General features: G+C 65.0%; 23 protein-coding genes. 11 read left to right on the forward strand and 12 right to left on the reverse strand.

Annotated features, from left to right (window positions below; genetic code table 11):
• Positions 1 to 223: c-type cytochrome (locus tag B3E94_RS16690; protein WP_286914382.1), on the reverse strand; the 223-nt coding region annotated here is incomplete at its 3' end.
• A gap of 193 nt (positions 224 to 416) precedes the next feature.
• Between B3E94_RS16690 and yihA the strand changes: the two genes are divergently transcribed.
• Entirely contained in the window at positions 417 to 1,049 is a 633-nt protein-coding gene (gene yihA / locus B3E94_RS16695) for a ribosome biogenesis GTP-binding protein YihA/YsxC (RefSeq protein ID WP_286914383.1), read from the forward strand.
• A 408-nt stretch (positions 1,050 to 1,457) separates the two neighbouring features.
• Here yihA and polA read toward each other — a convergent pair whose 3' ends face one another.
• Entirely contained in the window at positions 1,458 to 4,205 is a 2,748-nt protein-coding gene (gene polA, locus B3E94_RS16700) for a DNA polymerase I (protein WP_286914384.1), read from the reverse strand.
• A 74-nt stretch (positions 4,206 to 4,279) separates the two neighbouring features.
• Here polA and B3E94_RS16705 point away from each other — a divergent pair, with 74 nt between their 5' ends.
• Both B3E94_RS16705 and B3E94_RS16710 read left to right on the forward strand, forming a co-directional pair.
• Positions 4,280 to 4,567 carry a DUF2782 domain-containing protein gene (locus tag B3E94_RS16705; RefSeq protein ID WP_286914385.1) on the forward strand — a complete coding sequence of 96 codons (288 nt, stop codon included), beginning with the start codon at positions 4,280 to 4,282 and terminating at the stop codon, positions 4,565 to 4,567.
• A 69-nt stretch (positions 4,568 to 4,636) separates the two neighbouring features.
• On the forward strand, positions 4,637 to 5,587 hold the full coding sequence (locus B3E94_RS16710; protein WP_176515943.1) for a homoserine kinase: 951 nt from the start codon (positions 4,637 to 4,639) through the stop codon (positions 5,585 to 5,587).
• A gap of 111 nt (positions 5,588 to 5,698) precedes the next feature.
• On the opposite strand, the gene B3E94_RS16715 is transcribed toward B3E94_RS16710, so the two are convergent.
• A complete protein-coding gene (locus B3E94_RS16715; protein WP_286914386.1) occupies positions 5,699 to 6,646 on the reverse strand; it encodes a zinc ABC transporter substrate-binding protein in 948 nt (315 codons plus the stop codon).
• Positions 6,647 to 6,664: 18 nt separating this feature from the next.
• Between B3E94_RS16715 and zur the strand changes: the two genes are divergently transcribed.
• The 4 genes from zur to B3E94_RS16735 all read left to right on the forward strand — a co-directional run bounded on the left by zur (position 6,665) and on the right by B3E94_RS16735 (position 9,530).
• Positions 6,665 to 7,150 (forward strand): zinc uptake transcriptional repressor Zur, encoded by a 486-nt coding sequence (zur, locus tag B3E94_RS16720; protein WP_236236232.1) that lies wholly within the window; start codon positions 6,665 to 6,667, stop codon positions 7,148 to 7,150.
• Complete coding sequence (gene znuC / locus B3E94_RS16725; RefSeq protein ID WP_176515949.1) at positions 7,147 to 7,920, forward strand: zinc ABC transporter ATP-binding protein ZnuC; 774 nt, start codon at positions 7,147 to 7,149, stop codon at positions 7,918 to 7,920. The genes zur and znuC overlap by 4 nt, the downstream gene beginning before the upstream one ends.
• A complete protein-coding gene (gene znuB, locus B3E94_RS16730; RefSeq protein WP_286914387.1) occupies positions 7,913 to 8,695 on the forward strand; it encodes a zinc ABC transporter permease subunit ZnuB in 783 nt (260 codons plus the stop codon). The genes znuC and znuB overlap by 8 nt, the downstream gene beginning before the upstream one ends.
• A gap of 127 nt (positions 8,696 to 8,822) precedes the next feature.
• Positions 8,823 to 9,530 carry a PA5502 family lipoprotein gene (locus B3E94_RS16735; RefSeq protein WP_176515954.1) on the forward strand — a complete coding sequence of 236 codons (708 nt, stop codon included), beginning with the start codon at positions 8,823 to 8,825 and terminating at the stop codon, positions 9,528 to 9,530.
• A gap of 113 nt (positions 9,531 to 9,643) precedes the next feature.
• On the opposite strand, the gene katE is transcribed toward B3E94_RS16735, so the two are convergent.
• Entirely contained in the window at positions 9,644 to 11,788 is a 2,145-nt protein-coding gene (gene katE / locus B3E94_RS16740) for a catalase HPII (RefSeq protein WP_286914389.1), read from the reverse strand.
• Between the two features lie 228 nt (positions 11,789 to 12,016).
• Between katE and B3E94_RS16745 the strand changes: the two genes are divergently transcribed.
• The 3 genes from B3E94_RS16745 to B3E94_RS16755 all read left to right on the forward strand — a co-directional run bounded on the left by B3E94_RS16745 (position 12,017) and on the right by B3E94_RS16755 (position 14,530).
• Positions 12,017 to 13,024 carry a methionine ABC transporter ATP-binding protein gene (locus B3E94_RS16745; protein ID WP_176515959.1) on the forward strand — a complete coding sequence of 336 codons (1,008 nt, stop codon included), beginning with the start codon at positions 12,017 to 12,019 and terminating at the stop codon, positions 13,022 to 13,024.
• Positions 13,024 to 13,695: a methionine ABC transporter permease gene (locus B3E94_RS16750; protein WP_176515961.1), complete on the forward strand. Its 672-nt coding sequence runs from the start codon at positions 13,024 to 13,026 to the stop codon at positions 13,693 to 13,695. Before B3E94_RS16745 ends, B3E94_RS16750 begins: the two co-directional genes overlap by 1 nt.
• 64 nt (positions 13,696 to 13,759) lie before the next feature.
• A complete protein-coding gene (locus tag B3E94_RS16755; protein ID WP_176515963.1) occupies positions 13,760 to 14,530 on the forward strand; it encodes a MetQ/NlpA family ABC transporter substrate-binding protein in 771 nt (256 codons plus the stop codon).
• Between the two features lie 93 nt (positions 14,531 to 14,623).
• Here B3E94_RS16755 and B3E94_RS16760 read toward each other — a convergent pair whose 3' ends face one another.
• Genes B3E94_RS16760 through B3E94_RS16780 form a run of 5 tightly spaced genes read right to left on the reverse strand, consistent with a single transcriptional unit; the run spans position 14,624 to position 18,513 of the window.
• On the reverse strand, positions 14,624 to 15,256 hold the full coding sequence (locus B3E94_RS16760; RefSeq protein ID WP_236193428.1) for an SCO family protein: 633 nt from the start codon (positions 15,254 to 15,256) through the stop codon (positions 14,624 to 14,626).
• Entirely contained in the window at positions 15,253 to 16,146 is an 894-nt protein-coding gene (gene cyoE / locus B3E94_RS16765) for a heme o synthase (RefSeq protein WP_286914392.1), read from the reverse strand. The genes B3E94_RS16760 and cyoE overlap by 4 nt, the downstream gene beginning before the upstream one ends.
• A complete protein-coding gene (locus tag B3E94_RS16770) occupies positions 16,131 to 17,210 on the reverse strand; it encodes a COX15/CtaA family protein (protein ID WP_286914394.1) in 1,080 nt (359 codons plus the stop codon). Before B3E94_RS16770 ends, cyoE begins: the two co-directional genes overlap by 16 nt.
• 9 nt (positions 17,211 to 17,219) lie before the next feature.
• Positions 17,220 to 17,804: a hypothetical protein gene (locus tag B3E94_RS16775; protein ID WP_286914395.1), complete on the reverse strand. Its 585-nt coding sequence runs from the start codon at positions 17,802 to 17,804 to the stop codon at positions 17,220 to 17,222.
• Entirely contained in the window at positions 17,770 to 18,513 is a 744-nt protein-coding gene (locus B3E94_RS16780; protein WP_176511696.1) for an SURF1 family protein, read from the reverse strand. Before B3E94_RS16780 ends, B3E94_RS16775 begins: the two co-directional genes overlap by 35 nt.
• A 64-nt stretch (positions 18,514 to 18,577) precedes the next feature.
• On the opposite strand from B3E94_RS16780, the gene B3E94_RS16785 reads away from it, so the two are divergent.
• Positions 18,578 to 18,781: a twin transmembrane helix small protein gene (locus B3E94_RS16785; RefSeq protein WP_016394254.1), complete on the forward strand. Its 204-nt coding sequence runs from the start codon at positions 18,578 to 18,580 to the stop codon at positions 18,779 to 18,781.
• Positions 18,782 to 18,852: 71 nt separating this feature from the next.
• Here B3E94_RS16785 and B3E94_RS16790 read toward each other — a convergent pair whose 3' ends face one another.
• From B3E94_RS16790 to B3E94_RS16800, 3 genes are all read right to left on the reverse strand, one after another.
• Positions 18,853 to 19,740: a cytochrome c oxidase subunit 3 gene (locus tag B3E94_RS16790; RefSeq protein WP_176511697.1), complete on the reverse strand. Its 888-nt coding sequence runs from the start codon at positions 19,738 to 19,740 to the stop codon at positions 18,853 to 18,855.
• A 16-nt stretch (positions 19,741 to 19,756) separates the two neighbouring features.
• Positions 19,757 to 20,323: a cytochrome c oxidase assembly protein gene (locus B3E94_RS16795; RefSeq protein WP_286914396.1), complete on the reverse strand. Its 567-nt coding sequence runs from the start codon at positions 20,321 to 20,323 to the stop codon at positions 19,757 to 19,759.
• 10 nt (positions 20,324 to 20,333) lie between these two features.
• The coding region (locus B3E94_RS16800; RefSeq protein ID WP_286914397.1) for a cbb3-type cytochrome c oxidase subunit I at positions 20,334 to 20,911 on the reverse strand (578 nt) is incomplete at its 5' end.

Raw genomic sequence — 20,911 nt, forward strand, 5'->3', positions numbered from 1 at the left:
GCGGCATAGCCTTGAAACCCTGTGTAACATGCGCCTGAAGTACCTCCATGCCTTTCGCCAGCCTTGGCTCCCATGCTGCCCGGTCACCCCGCTTGGGTGCCTGTGGCAACTGCCCGGCGTGACAGGCCGCACATGTGCGGTTGTACAACGCCTCGGGATCCTGTGTAGCCTGTGCGCTGAAAAACGGCAGGAACATACCGACAGCTAGCAGCCATTTCGCCATGCGAAACGACCTGACAGGGTTGGGGGACGCGCTGCGTTCTGATGCGCGAGCTATTGTTCGACACCCCATGCCCGTTCTCCTTCGCTGGGAGAATGAGCACACAAAAACTGGGGCATTATATACTTCCGCCATCCAAACGGAAACGACACCGCTTGCCGGCCTAGGCTTTGGCAACACCCACATCGGAAATCCCATGCAAGTCAAGAACCCCATCCTCGGCCTCTGCCAGAAAGCCAAATTCGCCCTCAGCGCTGCCAAGGTCGAACAATGCCCGGACGACCAGGGTTACGAGGTGGCTTTCGCCGGCCGTTCCAACGCCGGCAAATCCAGCGCCCTCAATACCCTGACTCATGCCAGCCTGGCGCGTACCTCGAAAACTCCAGGGCGCACCCAGCTGTTGAATTTCTTCAGTCTGGACGATGAACGGCGTTTGGTCGACCTGCCGGGCTACGGATATGCAAAAGTCCCGATTCCGCTCAAGCAGCACTGGCAGCGTCACCTGGAAGCCTACCTGGGCAGCCGCGAGTGCCTGCGCGGCGTGATCCTGATGATGGACGTGCGCCATCCGATGACCGACTTCGACAAGATGATGCTCGACTGGGCCAAGGCCAGCGGCATGCCGATGCACATCCTGCTGACCAAGGCCGACAAGCTGACCCACGGCGCCGGCAAGAACACCCTGCTCAAGGTGCAGTCGGAAATTCGCAAGGGCTGGGGCGATGGCGTGACCATCCAGCTGTTCTCGGCACCCAAGCGCCTGGGCCTGGAAGAGGCCTACAAGGTGCTGGCGGACTGGATGGAGCTGGAAGACAAGCCAGCGGCCTGAACCTGGGTGGTTTGATCGCCGGCAAGCCGGCTCCCACAGATGCCCCACAAGCCTTGAGTGTCGTGGTAACCCTGTGGGAGCCGGCTTGCCGGCGCTAGGGCCACCAGCACCCACCGATAAATTCCGGGCAAAAAAAACCCCGGACTTCGTATGGGGAGGGGGAAGTTCGGGGTTCAAGTCCGGACCGCTAGGGCGGGGCCCGGGTATCTGCCAACACTTAACACAACATAGGAGCATCGAAAGGCTTCACCAGCCGTTCAGTTACTCTGAGTGGCGCTTCACCACTTTAGTTCCGAAGCCCTCAAAACTATTTGCGATAGTTTCATGAAGCCTCCGAACTAATGGCATCGAGCCATGCCAGGATCCGCGTCACTACGTCGCAGATCCTACACAGCTTTCCCGGCTCAATCAGTGAGCTTCGTCCCAATTCGCGCCAATACCCACTTCGACCAGCAGCGGAACATCCAGTTGCGCCGCTCGGCTCATGTGCCCGCGAATTTCATCTTTGACCTGCTCGACCAATTCCTCACGCACTTCCAGCACCAGTTCATCGTGCACCTGCAGGATCACGCGCGCATCCAGGCCGCTCTGGCCGAGCCAGTTGTCGACGTTGACCATCGCCCGCTTGATGATGTCGGCCGCCGTGCCCTGCATCGGCGCGTTGATCGCCGTGCGCTCGGCGCCTTTGCGCAGGGCCGGGTTCTTGGCATTGATATCGGGCAGGTACAGGCGCCGGCCGAACAGGGTTTCGACGAAACCTTGCTCGGCGGCCTGGGCGCGGGTGCGCTCCATGTAGGCCAGCACGCCCGGGTAGCGGGCGAAGTAGCGGTCGATGTAGTCCTGGGACTGCTTGCGATCCACGCCGATCTGCTTGGCCAGGCCAAACGCGCTCATGCCGTAGATCAGGCCGAAGTTGATGGCCTTGGCGCTGCGCCGCTGGTCGGTGGTCACCGCCTCCAGGGCGACGCCGAACACTTCCGCCGCCGTGGCGCGGTGCACGTCCAGGTCGTTGCGGAAGGCGTGCAGCAGGCCCTCATCCTTGGCCAGGTGGGCCATGATGCGCAGCTCGATCTGCGAATAGTCCGCCGCCAGCAGCTTGTAGCCCGGGCTGGCGACGAAGGCCTGGCGAATGCGCCGGCCTTCGGCGGTGCGGATCGGGATGTTCTGCAGGTTCGGGTCGCTGGACGACAGCCGCCCGGTGGCGGCCACGGCCTGCTGGTACGAGGTGTGGATACGCCCGGTGCGGGGGTTGATCTGCCCCGGCAGCTTGTCGGTGTAGGTGCTCTTGAGCTTGCTCAGGCTGCGGTACTGCATCAGCACTTCAGGCAGCGGGTAGCCTTGTTCGGCCAGCTCGTCGAGCACTGCTTCGGCGGTCGATGGCTGGCCCTTGGCGGTCTTGCTCAGCACCGGCATGCCCAGCTTGTCGTAGAGGATCGAGCCCAGCTGCTTGGGCGAACCCAGGTTGAATTCCTCGCCGGCCAGCTCGAAGGCGCGGCGCTCCAGCTCGGCCATCTTCACCCCCAGCTCGCCACTTTGCACCTGCAGCAGCGCGGCATCGACCAGCGCGCCCTGGCGCTCGATCTTGGCCAGCACCGGCACCAGCGGCATCTCGATGTCCATCAGCACCGGCTGCACGCTCGGCGTCTTGGCCAGGCGCGCCTGCAGGGCCTGGTGCAGGCGCAGGGTGATGTCGGCGTCTTCGGCGGCGTAGGGGCCGGCCTTTTCCAGGTCGATCTGGTTGAAGGTCAGCTGCTTGGCGCCCTTGCCGGCGATGTCCTCGAAGGCGATGGTGGTGTGGTCGAGGTACTTCTGCGCCAGGCTGTCCATGTCGTGGCGGGTGGCGGTGGAGTTGAGCACGTAGGACTCGAGCATGGTGTCGTAGGCCACGCCGCGCATCTCGATGGCCGGGCTGCCATTGGCCAGGATGTTGATGTCGTACTTGGCGTTCTGCCCGACCTTGGCCTTGGCCGGGTCTTCCAGCAGCGGTTTCAACGCCAGCAGCACGGCCTCGCGGTCCAGCTGGGCAGGCGCGCCCTCATAGTCGTGGCCCAGCGGCACGTAGGCGGCTTCATGGGCATCGACCGCGAACGACAGGCCGACCAGCTGCGCCTGTTGTGCATCGAGGCTGGTGGTTTCGGTGTCGAAGGCGAACAGCGGCGCCTGGCGCAGTTTCTCCAGCCAGGCGTCGAAGCGGGCCTGGTCGAGAATGGTCTCGTACTTGGGCTCGACCTTGGCGGCCGGTTCCTCGGCCGGGGCGATCTCATCGCCGGCCCTGGCCGCGTCGCGCTGCACGTCGGCGATCCAGCTCTTGAACTCCATTTCGGTGTACAGCGCCAGCAGGGCCTCGCGGTCCGGCTCGCCGCACACCAGCGCGTCCACTTCGATATCCAGCGGCACATCGACCTTGATGGTTGCCAGTTCGTAGGACAAGAACGCCGCATCGCGGTGTTCCTGCAGCTTGGCGGGCAGGGTCTTGGCACCCCGGATGGCCAGCGTCGGCACCTTGTCGAGGTTGGCGTAGAGGTCGCTGAGGCCGCCGCCGATACCGGTCAGCAGGCCGACCGCGGTCTTCTCGCCCACGCCAGGCACGCCTGGGATGTTGTCGACCTTGTCGCCCATCAGGGCGAGGAAATCGATGATGTGCTCCGGGCCCACGCCGAATTTTTCGTGCACGCCGGCAACGTCCAGCACGCTGCCGGTCATGGTGTTGACCAGGGTCACGTGGCCGTCCACCAGCTGCGCCATGTCCTTGTCGCCGGTCGAGATGATCACCGGCCGGCCCATGGCTGCGCTGCTGCGCGCCAGGGTGCCGATCACGTCGTCCGCCTCCACGCCCTCGACGCACAGCAGCGGGTAGCCCAGCGCCTTGACGCTGGCGTGCAGCGGCTCGACCTGGACCCGCAAGTCGTCGGGCATGCTCGGGCGGTTGGCTTTGTATTCGGCGAACATGGCGTCGCGGAAGGTGCCGCCCTTGGCGTCGAACACCACGGCGAACAGGCTGTCGGGGTACTGTTTGCGCAAGCTCTTGAGCATGTTCAGCACACCCTTGACCGCGCCGGTAGGCATGCCCTTGGAGGTGGTCAGCGGCGGCAGCGCGTGGAAGGCGCGATAAAGGTAGGAGGAACCGTCCACCAGGACGAGGGGCGCTTGGCTCATGAGCAGAATCAACCTTTTCGGCGGGTCCGGAGCTAGAATAGCCGGATCAATGACGACAAAGGGACAAGGTTATCATGCGTACACTCAATCGCCTGTTACTGCTCGGCCTGTTGGTAACCATGCCAGTCGTCACCCTGGCGGCGGACGACGCCCCCTCGGCAGATCCCGAGGTGACCATTCGCACGGAAGGCGACAAAACCATCCAGGAATACCGGCAGAACGGCTTCCTGTATGCGATCAAGATCACGCCGAAAAACGGCAAGCCTTATTTTCTGGTACGCGCCGATGGCTCTGATGGCAATTTCATTCGTTCCGACCAGCCGGACATGCTGATCCCGTCCTGGAAGATCTTCGAGTGGTAATCTGACGCGTATCGTTCACATCAACCCGGCACTTCCCGGCGGAAGTGCCCGTATGGGCATTTTTTCATCATGTCAGTCTTCACCCCCGTGACCCGGCCTGAGCTGGAAACCTTTCTGGCGCCTTACGAGCTGGGCCGTCTGCTCGACTTCCAGGGCATTGCCGCCGGCACCGAAAACAGCAACTTCTTCGTCAGCCTCGAACAGGGGGAGTTCGTCCTGACGCTGATCGAACGCGGCCCCAGCGAGGACATGCCGTTCTTCATCGAGCTGCTCGACACCCTGCACGGCGCCGACATGCCGGTGCCCTATGCCATCCGCGACCGCGACGGCAACGGCCTGCGCGAGCTGTGCGGCAAGCCGGCCCTGCTGCAGCCGCGGCTGTCGGGCAAGCACATCAAGGCGCCGAACAACCAGCACTGCGCCCAGGTTGGCGAGCTGCTGGCGCACATCCACCTGGCCACCCGCGACCACGTCATCGAACGCAAGACCGACCGTGGCCTGGACTGGATGCTGGCATCCGGCGCCGAGCTGATGCCGCGCCTGAGCGCCGAACAGGTGGCGCTGCTGCAGCCGGCGCTGGCTGAAATCACCGCGCACAAGGCGCAGATCCTGGCCCTGCCGCGGGCCAACCTGCATGCCGACCTGTTCCGCGACAACGTGATGTTCGAGGGCACCCACCTGACCGGTGTGATCGACTTCTACAACGCCTGCTCGGGCCCGATGCTGTATGACATCGCCATCACCGTGAACGACTGGTGCCTGGATGAGCAGGGCGCGATCGACCTGCCACGCGCCCAGGCGCTGCTGGCGGCCTACGCGGCGCTGCGGCCGTTCACGGCAGCCGAGGCCGAGCTGTGGCCGGAAATGTTGCGGGTAGGCTGTGTGCGCTTCTGGCTGTCGCGCCTGATTGCCGCGGAATCGTTTGCCGGGATGGATGTGATGATCCATGACCCGAGCGAGTTCGAGGTGCGCCTGGCGCAGCGTCAGCAGGTGGCCTTGAAGCTGCCGATCGCGCTCTGAGCGTAGCGGCCCTATCGCCGGCAAGCCGGCTCCCACAGGTTGATCACCGCCCGCAATGACGGTGCAGTACCTGTGGGAACCGGCTTGCCGGCGATAGGGCCAGCCCAGCCATCACAACTGCTCCAGGCACCCCGCCAAATCGCTGCCCAGTTTTTCCAGCAAGCGCTCATAGCCCTTGGCATCCACCGGGTCGGTACCACCCAGGGCATCCAGCTCCGCCAAACGCACCGGCAACCCGGCCGTCAGCGTCTCGGCCAAGCGCGGACGCAGTGGCGGCTCACTGAACACACAGGTCTTGCCCACTTCCTGCAGGCGCTTGCGCATGGCCGCCACGTGCTGCGCGCCAGGCTGCACTTCCGCCGCCACGCTGAACACACCGGTGTGCTTCAGGCCATAGGCAGACTCGAAGTAGTCGAACGCTTCGTGGAACACGAAATAAGGCTTGTCGGCGATACCCGCCACTCGCGCCTTGATGCGCGCATCCAGGCCATCGAGGCGCTCGGTGAAGGCCTTCAAGTTGCTCTGGTAACGCGCCGCGTTGGCCGGGTCGGCCGCCGCCAGGTCCGCCGCCATCTTCGCCGCGATCACCCGCGCGTTGAGCGACGACAGCCACAGGTGCGCATCCAGGCTGCCCGGGCGGTGGTCGTGGTCATGCTCGTCCGCCTCGTGGGAATGGCTGTCCTCGCCGAAATGGCGCAGCTGCAGGCCAGGCAACGCCTGCACGGCGACCGTTGGCTTGCTGCGGCTGCCCAGCACCCGCGGCAGGAAGTTCTCCATGTCGGGGCCGATCCAGTACAGCAGGTCGGCATCGCCCACCTTGCGCACATCGGAGGGGCGCAGCGCATAGTGGTGCGGCGAGGCGCCCGGCGGCAGCAGCACGTCAGGGCTGCCGACACCGTCCTGCACCGCGGCGGCGATCTGCTGCAACGGTTTGATACTGGTCAGCACGCGCACGTCGGCCTGGGCCGAGCAGGCGATGAATGCGACAAAAAGCACAAGGAATCGGGACACGATGAATACTCGACTCGTCAGAAACAGGTAACATAATAACGTCTCCATCCAGAACCGTCGCTGCCCATGTCCATCACGCCGCTGGCTCACCGTCCCCACGATCACTCCCATTGCGTGCACAGCGCCCTGGCCGAAGCCGACGCCTTGTGCGCCCGCCAGGGCCTGCGCCTGACCGCGCTGCGCCGCCGCGTGCTGGAACTGGTGTGGCAGAGCCACAAGCCGCTGGGCGCCTACGACATTCTCGCCGTGCTCAGCGAGCAGGATGGCCGCCGCGCCGCGCCGCCTACGGTGTACCGCGCCCTCGACTTCCTCCTGGAAAACGGCCTGGTGCACCGCATCGCCTCGCTCAACGCCTTCATCGGCTGCAGCCACCCGGAGCACGCCCACCATGGCCAGTTCCTGATCTGCCGCGTGTGCCACGTGGCCATCGAGCTGGAGCAGGACAGCATCAGCGATGCCATCGTCGCCAGCGCCAAGGGCGTGGGCTTCACGGTCGAGACCCAGACGGTGGAAATCGTCGGCCTGTGCGGCAACTGCCGGAGCGCGGCATGAGCGACGCCCTGATCCGCCTCGAGCAGGTCGGCGTCACCTTTGGCGGCGAGGCGGTGCTCGACAGCATCGACCTGGCAGTCGCACCCGGCCAGATCGTGACCCTGATCGGCCCCAACGGCGCCGGCAAGACCACCCTGGTGCGTGCCGTGCTCGGGCTGCTCAAACCGCACCGCGGCAGCGTGTGGCGCAAGCCGAAGCTGCGCATCGGCTACATGCCGCAGAAGATTCAGGTAGACCCGACCCTGCCGCTCTCGGTGCTGCGCTTTCTGCGCCTGGTGCCCGGCGTAGACCGCGCGGCAGCCTTGTCGGCGCTGCAGGAAGTGGGGGCCGAGCAGGTGATCGACAACCCGATCCAGACCATTTCCGGCGGCGAGATGCAGCGTGTGCTGCTGGCCCGGGCGCTGCTGCGCGAACCGCAGTTGCTGGTGCTGGACGAGCCCGTGCAGGGCGTCGACGTGGTCGGCCAGACCGAGCTGTACAACCTCATCACCCGCCTGCGCGACCGCCACGGCTGCGGCGTGCTGATGGTCTCGCACGACCTGCACCTGGTGATGAGCGCCACCGACCAGGTGGTGTGCCTCAACCGCCATGTGTGCTGCTCGGGCCACCCCGAGCAGGTCAGCAACGACCCGGCCTTCGTCGAGCTGTTCGGCCAGAACGCCCCGAGCCTGGCCATCTATCACCACCATCACGACCACAGCCACGACCTGCACGGCTCGGTCGTCGCCCCTGGCGCCCATGTTCACGGAGAGCACTGCAAGCATGGCTGATTTTCTTCTCTACGCCTTGCTTGCAGGCCTTTCCCTGGCGCTGGTGGCGGGCCCGCTGGGCTCCTTCGTGGTGTGGCGGCGCATGGCCTATTTTGGCGACACCCTGTCCCACGCCGCGCTGCTGGGCGTGGCCCTGGGCTTCGTGCTGGATGTCAGCCCGGCGCTGGCGGTCACCGTCGGCTGCCTGTTGCTGGCCATCCTCCTGGTGACCTTGCAGCAGCGCCAGCCACTGGCCTCGGACACGCTGCTCGGCATCCTCGCGCCCAGCACCCTGTCGCTGGGCCTGGTGGTGCTGAGCTTCATGAAGGACGTGCGCATCGACCTGATGGCCTACCTGTTCGGCGACCTGCTGGCGATCAGCCCTGGCGACCTGGGCTGGATCCTCGGCGGCAGCGCCCTGGTGCTGCTGTTGCTGGCCGCGCTGTGGCGGCCGCTGCTGGCAATCACCGTGCACGAAGAGCTGGCCATGGTCGAAGGCCTGCCAGTGGCCGCCCTGCGCATGGCATTGATGCTACTGATTGCCGTGGTGATCGCCGTGGCCATGAAGATCGTCGGCGTGCTGCTGATCACCTCGCTGCTGATCATCCCGGCCGCTGCGGCGCAGCGTCACGCCCGCTCGCCCGAGCAGATGGCACTGGGTGCCAGCCTGCTGGGCGTGAGCGCGGTTTGCGGGGGCCTGGCCATGTCCTGGTTCAAGGACACCCCGGCCGGCCCGTCGATCGTGGTCTGCGCGGCAGTGCTATTCTTGCTGAGCCTGGCCCTGCCAAAACGCTGAAAAGCGGGGTGCGCATCGGCGTGCCCTGCAACCTTTTCGCGGGTAAAGGGTCTGTAAGACCTGTTTTCGAGCGTGCGCACCTGGGTGTAGACTTGCTCGCTTTTTGCGCAAATAGAGAGTCGCAGGAATGAAGCCGTTCGCATCCCGTTATCTGCTTGTTGCCGCGTTTTCCCTGTTCCTGGCCGCGTGTTCCAGTGCGCCGGTGGAGCAGGCCAGTGCACCTGCCCAAGCCGATGCCTGGCAGCAGCTGCAGCAGAATATCGCCAGCAATGAGCTGGCCACCGCCGAAGACCAGCTGGCTGCCTTGCAGGCCCAGTCGCCGAATGACGCGCGCCTGGAGCAATACCAGCGCCAGTTGGCCGAGGCCTACCTCAAGCGCAGCCAGATCGTGCTGCAAAAGGGTGATGTCAACGCCGCCGCAACCGCGCTGGCGCGTGCCCGTGCGCTGATGCCGCAGGCCCCGGCAGTCACCGGTGGCGACGCCGTTGGCCAGGCCCGCAAGGCCGAGCTGGAGAAAGCCGAGGCGGCCTTGAAGGCTGCCGAGGCCAAGCCCCAGGCACGGGTGATCGACCCGACGGCGCCGAGCACGGTGATCGCGCTGAAGACCACCGACATCGCCGCCATGCGCCGCCAGCTCGATGAAATTGCCAAGGATGTGGTGAATTACCAGTGCGAGGTGGTGTTCCAGGTGCCGCGCACCGAGGACGCGCCGTGGCTGAAGAACCTGCTGGAGAAGCGGGTGCACAAGATCGACAGTGGCTTCAAGCTCAAGCAGAAGCATGAGATTCAGCGCAAGATGCCGGCTCAGGTGGTATTGGTCCCGCATCAGCGGTGAAGTTTCAGGGCCTCATCGCCGGCAAGCCGGCTCCCACAGAGAGCTCCACAGGCCCTCTAGACCTGTGGTTAGCCCGGTGGGAGCCGGCTTGCCGGCGATGAAGGCGCCGCCGATCAGGCAGGCACACCCTCTGCAGCCGCCTCCCGCTCCCACACCCGATGCCCTTCCACTGCTTTGACGAAGGCATCCACGGTCTTCTGCTCATCCCCCAGCAGCAACCCCTTGTCTTCCTTGAGCCCCAGGCTGCCGAGCAATGCCTTGGCATCCTTGGCCAGCATGATCGCCTTCAGGTGCTTGTAGCCCTCGAGCAGGAAATGCTTGGCCACGCCGCTGGCGCTCAACGCATCGATCGAGGCCTTGCCGCCCGCGACGACGATCCCGTCGAACATCACCGAAGGCATCCCTTCGATCGAGGCATCCACTTTCAGCGGCTTGCCATCGGCCATCTTCACAGGCGCCGAAGTAGGCCCCAGCAGCATCGGCCGCGCGCTCTGGGCCTCGAGCGCCTTGACCAGCCTGTCGACACTGGCTGCATCGACGCCATCGGCCACCAGCACGGCAATCTTGCGCCCCTTGATGCCCACGTCGCCGGGGTGGTTCATCTGGCTCAAAGCCTTGGACTGCGAGGGTTTGCTGCCTTTTACCTGGACCGTGCCCTGCTTGGGCGCCGGTAGCCCCAGGTTGGCCGCCACCGCCGCCGCCAGCTTCAGGTCGATGTTGGCCAGGATCTCGTTCACCTGCCGAGCCCGGATTGCTTCGCGCTCCACCTTGCCCAGCTCGAAGCTGTAGGCCTTGATGATGTGCTGCTGCTCGGTCGGGCTCATGCTCTGGAAGAACAGCCGCGCCTGGGAGAAGTGGTCGCCGAACGACTCGCTGCGCTGGCGAATCTTGTGCGCCTCGATGCGCTCCTGGTAGCTCTCGAAGCCGCCATCCTGCGCCGCGGGTGGGGTTTCTTTCGGCCAGCCGCCATCGATCGAATTGGGCTCGTATGACGCGCGGCCCTTGTCGATGGTCATGCGGTGCATGGCATCGCGCTGGCTGCTGTGGTTGGGCGCCACCGGCCGGTTGATCGGGATTTCATGGAAGTTCGGCCCGCCCAGGCGGCTGATCTGGGTATCGGTGTAGGAGAACAGCCGGCCCTGCAGCAGCGGGTCGTTGCTGAAATCGATGCCCGGCACGATATGCCCGGGGCAGAAGGCCACCTGCTCGGTTTCGGCGAAGAAGTTGTCCGGGTTGCGGTTGAGCACCATCTTGCCCAGCGGCGTCACCGGCACCAGCTCTTCGGGGATGAGCTTGGTGGGGTCGAGCAGGTCGAAGTCGAACTTGTGCTCGTCGGCCTCCGGCACGATCTGCACGCCCAGCTCCCATTCCGGGTAGTCGCCGGTCTCGATCGCGTCCCACAGGTCGCGGCGGTGGTAGTCGGTGTCCTTGCCGGCCAGCTTCTGGGCTTCGTCCCAGAGCACCGAATGCACGCCCTGGCGCGGCTTCCAGTGGAACTTGACGAAGCTGGCCACGCCTTGGGCGTTGATCAGGCGGAAGGTGTGCACGCCAAAGCCCTCCATCATCCGCAGGCTGCGCGGGATGGCGCGGTCGGACATGGCCCAGATGACCATGTGCGCCGATTCCGGCACCAGCGAGACGAAGTCCCAGAAGGTGTCGTGGGCCGAGCCGCCGGTGGGCATCTCGTTGTGCGGCTCGGGTTTGACCGCATGCACGAAGTCGGGGAACTTGATCGCATCCTGGATGAAGAACACCGGCATGTTGTTGCCCACCAGGTCGAAATTGCCCTCATCGGTGTAGAACTTCACGGCAAAACCGCGCACATCGCGCACCGTGTCACCCGAGCCGCGCGGCCCCTGCACGGTGGAAAAGCGCACGAACACCGGGGTGATTTTCTCCGGGTCCTGCAGGAAACCGGCCTTGGTCAGCTCGGCATGGTTGCCGTAGCTCTGGAAGTAGCCATGGGCCCCGGTGCCGCGGGCGTGGACAATGCGTTCGGGGATGCGCTCGTGGTCGAAGTGGGTAATCTTCTCGCGCATGATGAAGTCTTCGAGCAGCGATGGCCCGCGCGCTCCGGCCTTCAGGCTGTTCTGGTTGTCGGCGACCTTCACCCCCTGGTTGGTGCGCAGCGCCTGGCCGGTGGCATCGCTGCGAAATGCCTCCAGGCTCTGCAGCTTGGCGTTGGTATTGGCCCGGTCGGGGGTCTGGGTGCCGGCGGCCTCGCTGTGCTTGGGCGCGTCCGTTTTCTTGCTGGGCATGGTCGGCTCTCCTCGTCAGTCATCAGGCGTGCCCTTGGTCGGGCTTGTTCAAGTAGTGACTGGAGGGCTTTGCCGAGCGTTCAATCGGGATTACCAGTTGTCGTGTTATGCCCGATGGATTGGTCCGTTACGAAATAAATGCTAAGAACAACTATGGGAAAAGGCTAAAATGCGCCACCCCAGCTAACCGCTGACCCCAAATTCCATGCGCCCCACAAGGTTCGCTACGTGATCGAGTTCCAACATGTACACAAGACCTACCGCGTCGCCGGTAGGGAAATCCCCGCCCTGAACCCGACCAGCCTGGCCATCGAAGACGGCCAGGTGTTCGGCCTGATCGGCCATTCCGGCGCCGGCAAGAGCACCCTGCTGCGCCTGATCAACCGCCTGGAAGAGCCTTCCGGCGGCAAGATCATCGTCGACGGCGAAGACGTCACCGCGTTCAACGCCAACCAGCTGCGCGGCTTCCGCCAGCAGGTGGGCATGATCTTCCAGCACTTCAACCTGCTGGCGTCCAAGACCGTGGCCGACAACGTGGCCCTGCCACTGACCCTCGCCGGCGAGCTGTCGCGCAGCGCAATCGACAAGCGTGTCAGCGAGCTGCTGGCGCGTGTCGGCCTGCAGGACCACGCCAAGAAGTACCCGGCGCAGTTGTCTGGCGGCCAGAAGCAGCGCGTCGGCATCGCCCGCGCCCTGTCCACCAACCCCAAGATCCTGCTGTGCGACGAGGCCACCAGCGCCCTCGACCCACAGACCACGGCCTCGGTGCTGCAATTGCTGGCCGAGATCAACCGCGAGCTGAAGCTGACCATCGTGCTGATCACCCACGAGATGGACGTGATCCGCCGGGTCTGCGACCGCGTGGCGGTGATGGATGCCGGGCAGATCGTCGAGCAAGGCTCGGTGGCCGAGGTGTTCCTGCACCCGCAGCACCCGACCACCAAGCGTTTCGTCCAGGAAGACGAACAGGTCGACGAAGGCGAGCAGCGTGACGACTTCGCCCACGTGCCAGGGCGCATCATCCGCCTGACCTTCCAGGGCGACGCCACCTACGCGCCGCTGCTGGGCACCGTGGCCCGCGAAACCGGCGTGGACTACAGCATCCTCGCCGGGCGTATCGACCGCATCAAGGATGTGCCCTATGGGCAGCTGACCCTGGCCGTGACTGGCGGCGACATGGAAGCGGCGTTCGACCGCTTCAAGGCAGCTGACGTACATATGGAGGTACTGCGTTGATGGACGCCCTGAATTTCTTTGCCAACGTCGACTGGGCCGAAATCTGGCTGGCGACCATCGACACCATGATCATGCTGTTCGGCTCGCTGTTCTTCACCGTGCTGCTGGGCCTGCCGCTGGGCGTGCTGCTGTTCCTCTGCGGGCCGCGCCAGATGTTCGAGCAAAAGGGCGTGTACGCGCTGCTGTCGCTGGTGGTCAACATTCTGCGCTCGCTGCCGTTCATCATCCTGTTGATCGTGATGATCCCGATCACCGTGCTGATCACCGGCACCTCGCTGGGCGTGGCCGGTGCCATCCCGCCGCTGGTGGTGGGCGCCACGCCGTTCTTCGCGCGCCTGGTGGAAACCGCCCTGCGTGAAGTGGACCGCGGCATCATCGAGGCCACCCAGTCGATGGGCGCCACCACCCGCCAGATCATCACCAACGCACTGCTGCCAGAGGCCCGCCCGGGCATCTTCGCCGCCATCACCGTCACCGCCATCACCCTGGTGTCGTACACCGCCATGGCCGGCGTGGTCGGCGCCGGCGGCCTGGGCGACCTGGCCATCCGCTTCGGCTACCAGCGCTTCCAGACCGACGTCATGGTGGTCACCGTGGTGCTGTTGCTGGTGCTGGTTCAAGTCCTGCAGAGCGTGGGCGACAAACTGGTGGTGCATTTTTCCCGTAAGTAACCCCAATGGGGTCGGCCCGGCCGACCCGTTCGGGGGCCGTCGCGGCCCTCACAAGGAGTGATTCATGAAGAAGCTGCTTGCTGTTGCTGCCGCTGTCGCGGCCTTCTCGGTCCATGCCGGTGACCTGACCGTCGCCGCCACCCCGGTGCCGCACGCCGAGATCCTCAACTTCGTCAAACCCCAGCTGGAAAAAGAGGGTGTGAACCTGAAGGTGAAGGAATTCACCGACTACATCCAGCCGAACGTGCAAGTGGCCGAAAAGCGCCTGGACGCCAACTTCTTCCAGCACCAGCCGTACCTGGATGAGTTCAACAAGGCCAAGGGCACCCACCTGGTCAGCGTGACCGGCGTGCACATCGAGCCGCTGGGCGTGTACTCGTCCAAGATCAAGAAGCTCGACGAGCTGCCGTCCGGCGCCACCGTGGTCATCCCCAACGACGCCACCAACGGCGGCCGCGCCCTGCTGCTGCTGGACAAGGCCGGGGTGATCAAGCTCAAGGACAACAGCAACATCCTGTCGACCGTGAAGGACGTTGCCCAGAACCCGAAGAACGTGAAGTTCCGCGAGCTGGAAGCAGCCACCATCCCGCGCGTGCTGACCCAGGTCGATATCGCCCTGATCAACACCAACTACGCGCTGGAAGCCAAGCTGAACCCGGAGCAGGACGCGCTGGCCATCGAAGGCAGCGACTCGCCTTACGTCAACATCCTGGTTGCCCGCCCGGACAACAAGGACTCCGAAGACATGAAGAAACTGGCAGCAGCGCTGCACTCGCCTGAGGTGAAGCAGTTCATCACCGAGAAGTACAAGGGCGCTGTGGTACCGGCGTTCTAAGGCTTAGCATTTCGTTGCGCCCATCGCCGGCAAGCCGGCTCCCACAGGCACGTATGGGAGCCGGCTTGCCGGCGACGCTTTTTGCGGCTTGCATCAATCGCGCTTGACCAGCCCCGGCAACTGCGCCACCAGCTTCTGGTTGTTGAACGGCGCACGAATGAAGCCGCGCTGGCGCCCATCCGGCCCCACGACGGCCAGGTTGCCGCTGTGATCCACGGTATACCCAGGCTTGCTGGTATCGGCCGGAATGAACGGAATGCTCAAGGCATTGGCGAGCTTCTGGGTATCCTCGATCGACCCCGCCACCCCCACGAAATCCTTGTCGAAGTAGCCCAGGTACTGCTTGAGCTGGTTGGGCGTATCGCGGTTCGGGTCCACGCTCACCAGCACCACCTGCAACCGGTCCACGGCTTCCTTGGGCAGCTCGCTCTTCACTTGGCGCAGCTGCGCCAGGGTGGTGGGGCAGATGTCCGGGCAGTAGGTGTAGCCGAAGAACAGCAGCGACCATTTGCCCTTGAGGTCGTCCAGCTTCACCGGCTGGCCGTCCTGGTTGGTCATGGTCACATCCGCCACCGTGCGGCTTTGCGGCAGCAGGATGATGCCGGCGTCGATCAGCTCGGCAGGGTTGGGCTGGTTGCGGCCATTGAGCACCTTGTTGACGGTCAGGCCCATGATCAAGGCGACCACGGCAACGAGGATGAAGACGGTTTTCTGGGTTCGGGTCATAAGCTCAGCAACAAGTAGTGGTCAACGAGCAACGCGATGAACAGCGCGAACAGGTAGCCGATAGAGTACTTGAAGGTGCCGATCGCCGCGTGCGGCCGGCTGCCACGGTACAACACCCAGGCCCATTGCAGGAAGCGCAGGCCCAGGGCGAGGGCGCAGGCCAGGTACAGCGGGCCGCTCATGTGGATGGCATAGGGCAGCAGCGTCACGGCCAGCAGAATCAGGCTGTAGAGCAGGATATGCAGCTTGGTGTAGCGCTCGCCGTGGGTCACCGGCAGCATCGGGATATCGGCCTTGGCGTACTCCGCCTTGCGGTGGATGGCCAGGGCCCAGAAGTGCGGGGGCGTCCAGGCGAAGATGATCAGCACCAGCAGCAACGGCTCGGCGCTGATGTGGCCGCTCACCGCCACCCAGCCGAGCAGCGGCGGGGCGGCCCCGGCCAGGCCGCCGATGACGATGTTCTGCGGCGTGGCGCGCTTGAGAAAGCCGGTGTAGAGCACCGCATAGCCGAGCAGCGAGGCCAGGGTGAGCCAGGCGGTGAGGGCATTGGTGAACACCAGCAGCAGGGTCATGCCCAGCAGCGCCAGGGCCAGGGCGAACAGCAGCGCCGGCAGCGGCTCCACCCGGCCCTCGGCCAGCGGGCGTTTGTGGGTGCGCGCCATCAGCGCGTCGATACGCCGGTCCACCACATGGTTGACCACCGCCGCGCCGCCCGCGCACAGGCCGATGCCCAGGTTGCCGAACAGCAGCACGTTCCAGCTCACCCCCGCGTGGGTGGCGAGCAGCATGCCCACCAGCGAGGTGATCAGCATCAGCACCACGACCTTGGGCTTGGTCAGTTCCAGGTAGTCGCGCCAGCCGGCACGCCGGGCACTCAGAAGCGTCGCCACGAGCCATTCCTCATGTGTTGGGAGACGGCCACGCCAGCAACCGGCCGCAGGCGCCAACCCTGGCCGACGCCGACGCGCACCTTGTCGACCACGCGGATGCGGTAGTTGACCAGCACCATGCTCAGCAGCAGCAACGCGCCGCCGGCGTTGTGCGCCACGGCCACCGCCAGCGGCAGGTGCAGCAGCACGTTGCTGATGCCCAGCCCGATCTGCAGCGCCAAGGCGCCCAGCACCAGCCGCGACAGGCCCGGCAGGCCGCAGCGGTACAGCTTCCAGCTGAGCATCAGCAGCACCGCGGTGACCATCAGCGCGCCCAGGCGGTGGCTGATATGGATGGCGGTGCGTGCATCGCTGTCCAGTTGCCCGCCCAGGTAGTTGGGGCCCACGTGCTGGGTCAGGTGGAAGCCGTTGCTGAAGTCTGCCGCCGGCCACCACTGGCCATGGCAGGTGGGCAGGTCGATACAGGCGACCGCTGCGTAGTTGGCGCTGACCCAGCCGCCCAGGGCGATCTGGCCGATCACCACCAACAGGGCCAGGGCAGCGATGCGGCGCAGGCTCAGGGGCAGTTTCGGCAAGGGCGCAAAGGCCCGGGATAGACGCAGGGACAACAGGAACAGCAAGCTCAGGGTGGTGAAGCCGCCAAGCAGGTGCGCGGTGACCACCTGCGGCCACAGCTTCAGCGTCACTGTCCACATGCCGAAGGCCGCCTGGGCCAGTACCACCCCCAGCAACAGCACCGGCAGGCGATAGGGTTGCCCCTCCCGGGCATGCCGGCGCAGCGCCTGGAAGGCCAGCAGGGCGATCACCACGGCCAGCGTGCCGGCGAAATAGCGGTGCACCATCTCGGCCCAGCCCTTGGCGGCTTCCACCGGGTGCTCGGGGAAGTTCAGCTCGGCGTGGGCCAGCTGGGCGTCGGTCTTGGGCACGCTGATGAAGCCGTAGCAACCTGGCCAGTCCGGGCAGCCGAGGCCGGCGTGGGTCAGGCGGGTGTAGGCCCCGAGCATGACGACCAGCAAGGCCAGCAGGGTGGCGAACACAGCAAGGCGAAATCCAGGTCTGGCCATGGCAGGCTCCTAGCCGATGTTGGACAGCTTGAGCAGGTGGCGCAGGTCGTCCAGCACATGCTTGCCGTTGACCTTGGCGTCATAGCGCAGCACCAGGTTGCCGTGGGGGTCGACGATCCACAGCTGCGGGCCGGGCTCGGCGACTTTCTGTGCATAACGCTGGGCGTCCAGCGGGTAACGCTGCAGCTGCGGGTATTCACGCCCCAGCAGCGCCTGGTAGTCCGCGCTCAATGGCTGGGCAGCGGCCAGGGCATGACTGGCCCGGCTGGCATCGCGGCCCAGGCCGACCTGGATCTGCCGGGCCAGGTACACCAGTTGCTGGCAGTCCGCGGCGCACCCGGCAGGTGCGCTGACCAGCAATTGCCAGCGCGCATCCTCGCCGGCGATGCCGATGTCGGCCCGGCTCTGGCCGTTGCCGATCATCGCGCCGTGGTAGCTGCGCCCGTCCGGCACCCAGAATTTGAGCTTGTACATGCTGGTGGCCAGGATCATCGGGCCAAGCACCACCAGGAGAATCAAAATCAGCTGCAAACGCCCGCGGGCTGTGGGTTTGCGACGTTCAGGCGGGTCCAGTGGAGTGGTGGCGGCGGCCATGGTTGTTCTCCTTTTTCCTGTTGTGCCAGCCGAAGTAGAGGTAGAGCAGCACCAGCGCCGTGGCCAGGGCAAACCACTGCACGGCATAGCCCAGGTGCTTTTCCGGGCCCAGGGCAACCACCGGCCAGTCCAGGCGGTAGCTGGCCGGGCCAGGCTCAAGGCGCAGTTCATGGGCAAAACCTTCGCGGTCCAGCTGCTGCCACAGCTGCTCAGGGTGGATGGCCGTCAGCAGGTGCGGCCACTGGCCGCCCTCCGGGTCCGGGCGCAGCTGGAAGGTATGGCCGGGCTCCACGTACACCGAGGCATCCAGGGCCAGCGCCTGGGCCGGGGTGTCGAAATGCACCGGCACGCGGCGGTCGGGCCATGCCAGCCAGCCGCGATTGACCAGCAGCCACAGGCCGCTGGGCTGATCGTGGAAGGGTTGCAGCAGCTCGACGCCGGCCTGGCCATCGCGCATGCGGTTGTCCAGCAGCAGGCTGTGCTCGGCATCGAAACGCCCGTACAGATGGACCCGGCGGAAGGCCGTGTCGTCGTTCTGCTGCAGCATGGCGGTGGCCAGCGGCGCGTCGGCACTGCGCTGGGCGTAGGTGTCGAGCAGCGCGCGCTTTTCATCGGCGCGGCCGAGTTGCCAGCAGCCCAGCGCAATCAGCCCCGGCAGCAGCGCGAGCACCACCAGGGTCGGTATCCAGCCTGGGCGAAAGGGCCTCATCGCAGGCTCGCCAGGTCAATCGCTATACTTGTAGTCATCACTGCATCCCCCCGGAGTTGACGCCATGCTCAAGGCCGCGATTGTCCTGATGCTGTTGGCCACGGTTGCCAGCCTGTTCAGTGGCTTGGTGTTTCTGGTCAAGGACGATGAAAACTCCACCCGCCTGCTCAAGGCCCTGACCGTGCGTGTCACCCTGGCCAGCCTGACCATTGGCCTGGTGGCGTATGGCTTCATCAGTGGCCAGCTGGTATCCCATGCACCCTTCTGAATCTGTTGCGAACCTATCGCCGGCAAGCCGGCTCCCACAGGTGTAGGAGCCGGCTTGCCGGCGATAGGGGCCTAAAGCACATACACAAAGATGAACAACCCCACCCACACCACGTCGACGAAGTGCCAGTACCAGCTGGCGGCTTCGAAGCCGAAGTGTTTCTCCGGGTTGAAATGCCCGCGCAGGATGCGCACGAACATGACGATCAGGATGATCGTGCCCAAGGTCACGTGGGCACCGTGGAAGCCCGTGAGCATGAAGAACGTCGCGCCGTAGATCCCCGAACCCAGGGTCAGCCCCAGCTTTGTGTAGGCCTCGTGGTATTCGTAGGCCTGCAAGGTGATGAAGCTGATGCCCAGCAGGATGGTCAGCGCCATCCACAGCTTCAGCGCCCCACGATGGTCACGCCGCAGGGCGTGGTGGGCGATGGTGATGGTCACGCTCGAGCTGACCAGCAAGATGGTGTTGATCAGCGGCAGGTGCCAGGGGTTGATGACTTCCTTGGGCGGCGGGAACAGCTTGGGGTCCGGGGTGTGCAGCAGCGGCCAGGTGAATTCGAAGCTGGGCCAGAGCATGTGCGCAACGCCCTTGGCCCCCTCGCCGCCGAGCCAGGGCCCGGCCAGCACGCGCACGTAGAACAGCGCGCCGAAAAAGGCCATGAAGAACATCACCTCGGAGAAGATGAACCAGCTCATGCCCCAGCGGAACGAGCGGTCCAGCTGCGGGCTGTAGAGCCCCGCGCGGCTTTCCCTGACCACCGAGCCGAACCAGCCGAACAGCATGTAGGCCAGGAACAGCGCGCCGACGAAGAAGATCAGCGGCCCGTGGGAGTCGGGGTGGCCGGCCTTGAGGTCATTGAACCAGGTGCCCAGGCCGAACACCGTGATGAACATGCCGATGGTGGCGATGATCGGCCACTTGCTCTGCGCCGGAACATAGTAGTGCTCATGACTTGCCATTGCTGTTCTCCTTCCCTTAACGGGCGCTTTGGACGCCCTGGGCCGCGTTGTGGGCGACCGGCGGGTGGCGAGCGGTGATGTCGAACAAGGTGTAGGCCAGGGTCAGGTGCTTCACGCTGGCCGGCAGGTCGCGGTCGACGATGAAGCGCACCGGCATTTCGATGCGCTCACCCGGCTGCAGCACCTGCTGGGTAAAGCAGAAGCACTCGGTCTTGTGGAAATACGCCGCCGCCTCGGCCGGGGTGATGCTGGGGATCGCCTGGGCGCTCATGGGCCGGTTGGTCGGGTTGTGGGCAACGAAGATCATCTGGTTGACCGCGCCCGGGTTGACCTCCAGCTGGTCGGCGGTGGAGTAGAAGTCCCAGACCATGTCGCTGGCGTTGGTGGACATGAACTGCACCCGCACCGAACGCGTGGTGTCGCTGACCTGGCTGCCCTCGTACTGCCCGCCGGTCTTGCCGTTGATGCCGAAGGCCTTGCACATCACGTTGTAGATCGGCACCAGGGCGAAGCCGAAGGCGAACATCACCACGGTCAGCATCAGCAGGCGCAGCACCAGGCGTTTGAGCGGTTGGCCGTTCATGGGCGGTTACCTATTTCACTTCCGGCGGTGTCTGGAAGGTGTGGTAGGGCGCAGGCGAAGGGATCGACCACTCCAGGCCCTCGGCGCCATCCCAGGGCTTGGCCGGGGCCGGCGCGCCACCGCGGATGCACTTGATGACGATGAACAGGAAGAAGACCTGGGTGGCGCCGAAGATGAACGCGCCGATCGACGACACCATGTTGAAGTCGGCGAACTGCAGGTTGTAGTCGGGGATGCGCCGCGGCATGCCGGCAAGGCCAACGAAATGCATGGGGAAGAAGGCCATGTTCATGCCGATGAACGACAGCCAGAAGTGCAGCTTGCCGAGGGTTTCGTCGTACATGTGGCCGGTCCATTTCGGCAGCCAGAAGTAGGCCGAGGCGAAGATGCCGAAAATCGCACCCGGCACCAGCACGTAGTGGAAGTGCGCCACCACGAAGTAGGTGTCGTGGTACTGGAAGTCGGCCGGGGCGATGGCCAGCATCAGCCCGGAGAAGCCGCCGATGGTGAACAGGATGACGAAGGCGATGGCGAATAGCATCGGTGTCTCGAAGGTCAGCGAGCCCTCCCACATGGTGCTGACCCAGT

Source organism: Pseudomonas sp. UBA6315, assembly GCF_002438125.1.
In the GTDB taxonomy this organism is placed as follows: domain Bacteria; phylum Pseudomonadota; class Gammaproteobacteria; order Pseudomonadales; family Pseudomonadaceae; genus Aquipseudomonas; species Aquipseudomonas faucium.